We start from the raw sequence: 2,216 nt of genomic DNA on the forward strand, positions 1-2,216 counted from the left end.
CGATCGCATCGTGAGCGCGCCGCCGTAGTTGATCGAAGCGCGCAGGAACGACGACATGACGACGAATTGACGGCGCAGCGCCGACTCGAGTTCCGCCATCCGGCGAGAGAGAATCTGGTGGATCGAAGCGGATGCGGAGAGCGCAATATCTTGCCGGCGACGACGCCTCCTCGGAGGCCGACAGCGCGCCTGAATGCTTGTGTGGCCCCGCAATCCCGACGCAAAAATGTGCGCCCACCCGGCACGCGGGACCGAGCACGAAAGACTGCATGGACCCCCAAGCGTTTCTCATCGCATACTGGCGTGGGCTGTCGCATCGAAGAAAAGAAGCGGATACGATCCCGGGATGGAGACACACATGGCGAAGAAGACAACACGACGACGCCCGATTAAGATGGCAAGATAAAGCGAACTGACGTTCGCACCTCGCTTCGCTCGTCAAGTGTCTGTCTGCACATTGGTTTTTGCAGGCTACGAATGCGCAGGCATGGCGCCGCGCGATGTGCGGCGGTTTCCGCCAGAATCGAATTCGTTCTTATTTGTAGGGTGATAGACGCGAGCGTTCGAGAGGCGCCGCGTGGCATGTCCCGCCGGCTCTACGCTAGAGCCGGTATTTTCACGCCTGACTGCGAACGGCGTTCGAGGGCGGTTGCGCAGGCGGATTTCGACGCCGATCGTCTCGCCATGGCGAGCGACGACAGAGACGAATTCCACATTCGACCCGGCCGGTCCCGAGCTGGCGGAAGGAGCGTCCGTCCGCGCTCGCTTTCCTTCGTCCGGCAGGTCGAGATCGCTGTCCAAAAGGCCGGCGGCGATCCGGGCCGGATCGGCCGAGGTCCGGCGTTGGCGGACGGCTGGAAAGAAGAAGGAAGCGGCCGGTTCAACGCGCGGGGACGAGGCGCGAAGGTGGCGGCGTCGCTGCCGAGAGATGGCGGTGGCTGGCAACGCGATTCCGCCGGACGGTTTCGAACGCGTCGCGTCGTCGTCAAGGCGCGCGTCGTGAAGCTCAACCCGCAACGTGGAACGCGCGGTCCAAAAATGCGCGGCGCGATGAGCAAGGCCGTCGACGCCCATCTCCGCTATCTCGAACGCGATGGCGTCACCCGCGACGGCGAGAAGGGTCGCGCCTATTCCGCATTCGAGGACAATGCCGACGGCCGCGCCTTCGTCGAGCGCGGACGAGACGATCGTCACCAATTCCGTTTCATCGTCGCGCCGGAGGACGGCAGCGACATGGCCGACCTGCGAGGCTTCACCCGTGACCTCATGCGGCAGGTGGAGAAGGACCTCGACACGGGCCTCGACTGGATAGCCGTCGACCATCACAACACTGGCCATCCTCACACCCACATCATCGTCCGGAGCGTGCTCGACGACGGACGCATCCTCAATATCGCCGGCGACTATATCGCTCACGGCGTTCGTCACCGGGCAAGCGAACTCCTCACGCTGGAACTCGGCCATCAGAGCGAGATCGAGCTTCAGACGAAGCTCGCGAACGAAGTTGCGGCGGAGCGGCTGACGCGGCTCGACAAGATGTTGCGCGCCGAGCAGCGCGAACACGGCGCCGTCGATCTCAGACCCGGGGAAGGCGCCTCCTATCTCGTCCGAGAGAACCGGGCGCTGCTACTCGGCCGCGTGCGGCGTTTAGAGCGCTACGGGCTCGCTGCCGAACTCGAGACGGGACGGTGGACCATTTCCGACCGCGCCGAGCCGATGCTGAAAGAATTGGGAGCGCGCAACGAAGCGATCGAGACCATTCGTCGGGCGCTGGCCGGTCACGGTCTGGCGGACGAGCGCGGCGTCGCGCAATATGCTTGCCACGGGGAGACCGGAAAGGAGCCGATCGTCGGCCGGGTGCTGGCCAAAGGGCTGGCCAGCGACGAGATGAGTGAGCGCGTCTATCTCGTCGTCGACGGCGTCGACGGACGAGTCCATCACATGGAGTTCGCCGATCCGATTCGTATCGAGGAGGTTGGCCGAGGCATGATCGTCGAAGCGGCGCCCGCCGTTTCCGGTCCGAGGCCCGCCGACCGCAACATCGCCATGGTCGCGGAGGACGGCGGCGTCTACCGGCCGAGCGCTCATCTCGAACGCATTCGCGATAGCTTCGAGCGGCAGGGCAAGGACCCGGACGCATTCGTCCGCTTCCATGTCCGCCGGCTGGAGGCGCTGCGCCGGGCCGGGCACGTCGAACGCGTCGACGCGGACCATTG

2 protein-coding genes are annotated in these 2,216 nt (G+C 64.9%); one reads left to right on the plus strand and one right to left on the minus strand.

The features are described 5' to 3' along the window. Positions 1-471: 471 nt before the first annotated feature. Complete coding sequence (locus ACT53T_RS22855; RefSeq protein ID WP_476162994.1) at positions 472-1,074, minus strand: hypothetical protein; 603 nt, start codon at positions 1,072-1,074, stop codon at positions 472-474. Between ACT53T_RS22855 and ACT53T_RS22860 the strand changes: the two genes are divergently transcribed. Then, positions 1,039-2,216: DUF3363 domain-containing protein (locus tag ACT53T_RS22860; RefSeq protein ID WP_476162995.1), on the plus strand; the 1,178-nt coding region annotated here is incomplete at its 3' end. The genes ACT53T_RS22855 and ACT53T_RS22860 overlap by 36 nt on opposite strands.

This window comes from Methylosinus sp. DMC45 (genome assembly GCF_056313885.1).